Raw genomic sequence first — 2077 nt, 5'->3', positions numbered from 1 at the left:
GCATACGGGCGGAGTCTGCCGGGCGAAAGGGCAGGATTGCTTTGTGGAAGATTGCAGTTCCGGTGATAATCGTACTGTTTTTGCTGCATTGCCGTGCCTGGCATCCGGAAGAAGCATGGTTGCTGCGCACGGCTTTTTCAACGGGCAGCTATCAAAGTCTGAATGCGGTTGTCGCTTCTGTTCTGTTCGTTATCGGCATGGGGGGCCGGATGCTGTATGTGTATCTCTGTTGCGGCCGGGACGAGAAGAAAGGAGCAAGGCGGCTGGGGAGAAACATGCTTTACGGTTTGTTCTGGGGGGCAGGTTTGTCGGCATTGTGTACGAATGTGGTAGTCGTTTCTCTCTTTTGGCTGAATGCGTGCTTTACTTCTGCCGATAAAACCTGCGACTATAGGATTATAGCCGCCAAGGTGCACGACCGTAGGCCTAAATCCCGTTCTTCGCGCTATTCCGCTTCCTGGCTGCTGAATAGCTTTTCGTATGGCGAACTGTTTGTGGAAGGAGACCGGTACACATGTGTCAATGTGTCGCCCCGCATGGCACGGCAGTTTGAAGGTTCGGAACGTGTTTACCTGAAAATAGACCTGGCGGACGGTTGGCTGGGCTGGGGAGTCGTCAAGGGAATACATCCGGTAGCAACCGTGTATCCGCAGCCGCAGGATGAAATCCGTTATTCTGCCGGTGTGCAGGCCGGGGTGGCAGCGGGTTCGTCCGGGCAGGTTAAAAAGAAGCATACTTTTCTGTATACATGGCAGGATATTCATATATTTGCTAAACTGCGTGGCATAAATCTGTCGGACACGGCACATGTCAGTGTAAACCGTTATGTGGATGCAAGCCGGGATATGCCGTTATGGGAGATTGATGTACGCGACTCCGTGCAGCCGGATAAAGTGAAGGTAATACTTGTGCACGGGGAAACCGGTGAAGTGGTAATGGATTCTTATGAATGACAAATTTTGGAACGATGAGGTATAAACATATAATTTCGGTTGTTTTGTGGAGTATGTTTCTGGTAGCGTGCGGTCCCGACCGCCGGGTAGCGCTGGCGGAAAAACTGATGGCGGAGAAAGAGACGGACAGTGCTATCGCCGTGATGCAGGAAATCAAAGAGCCGCAGAACAACCTTACCGACCGCGACTATGCGCTCTACGCTTTATTATTGTCCGAAGCCATGCACCGGAAACAGCAGTTGAATGCGGAAACCGATACATTGCTGCTGCCGGCCATCAAATATTTCAGTGAGTCGGGAGATTCTTTGTATGCCGAACGGGCGTTGTACTGCAAGGCGCACCTGGACAGGCGGCTGTACCGCATGAAGGATGCCATGCAGTCTTTTCTGAAAGCCTTGCTTTTCCTGCAGGGAAGCGGCAATGACGAGCAGCTCTACAGGGTCAATACATGGCTGGGAGTCGTCTGCCTGAACCAGGAAGAGTATGAGGGCAAGATGCGCTATTCCAAAGAGGCGTTGAAGGCGGCGTTGAGGATGGACAATCTGTTTTACAAGAACCTGGCGTTGTGCGATATCGCCACCGGCTATTACTTTCTGAACAGGCTGGACAGCGCCCTTTATTATGCACAGGCCGCCTATGATGCGGCAATAGCAGATTCCCTGCCGTCGCAATTACCTCATGTATATACCGATTTGGGCAGTATCTATGCCAAAATGGGAGAGAACGGAAAGGCACTGGAGTATATAGACAAAGCTATCGGGTTACGTCCCCGTAAAGATACCCTTGCCATTCTCGGCCTGTATGCCGATAAGGTGGATTTGTTCGGGAAGCTGGGGCAGTATGACTCCGCTTACCATTATTTCCGGAAAGCCGTTGCCAGCCCGAATTTGGCAACACAGGCAGATGCCTATAACCATATGTCCGGAGCGTATTATAAAATGGGACGGTGCAATGAGGCATACTCTCTTCTGCTGCGTTTTACGGAACTGGCGGACAGCGTGAGGAAGCAACGCCATACGGCGGAAGTCATTGCGTTGCAGGAGCTTTACAAGCACGAGCAACTGTCTGTGGAGAACCTTTATTGGCGCACTCAGGCCGCCGAAAGGCAGAGCAATGTATATCTG

At 51.8% G+C, this 2077-nt stretch carries 2 protein-coding genes; both read left to right on the top strand.

Translation table 11 applies throughout. From position 1 onward, the window contains the following. The first annotated feature begins 2 nt into the window (after positions 1–2). Positions 3–953 carry a hypothetical protein gene (locus AB5903_RS21675; RefSeq protein WP_368118277.1) on the top strand — a complete coding sequence of 317 codons (951 nt, stop codon included), beginning with the start codon at positions 3–5 and terminating at the stop codon, positions 951–953. Positions 954–967: 14 nt separating this feature from the next. Continuing rightward, positions 968–2077, top strand: a 1110-nt coding sequence (locus AB5903_RS21670; RefSeq protein ID WP_368118276.1) for a hypothetical protein, incomplete at its 3' end; no start/stop codon positions are given.

Source organism: Bacteroides sp. 2201st1_D9_2201SCRN_220225 (assembly GCF_040928965.1).
In the GTDB taxonomy this organism is placed as follows: Bacteria; Bacteroidota; Bacteroidia; order Bacteroidales; family Bacteroidaceae; genus Bacteroides; species Bacteroides stercoris.
The sequence above is the reverse complement of the archived record's forward strand: the minus strand, read 5'-3'. Positions and strand labels throughout refer to the sequence as shown.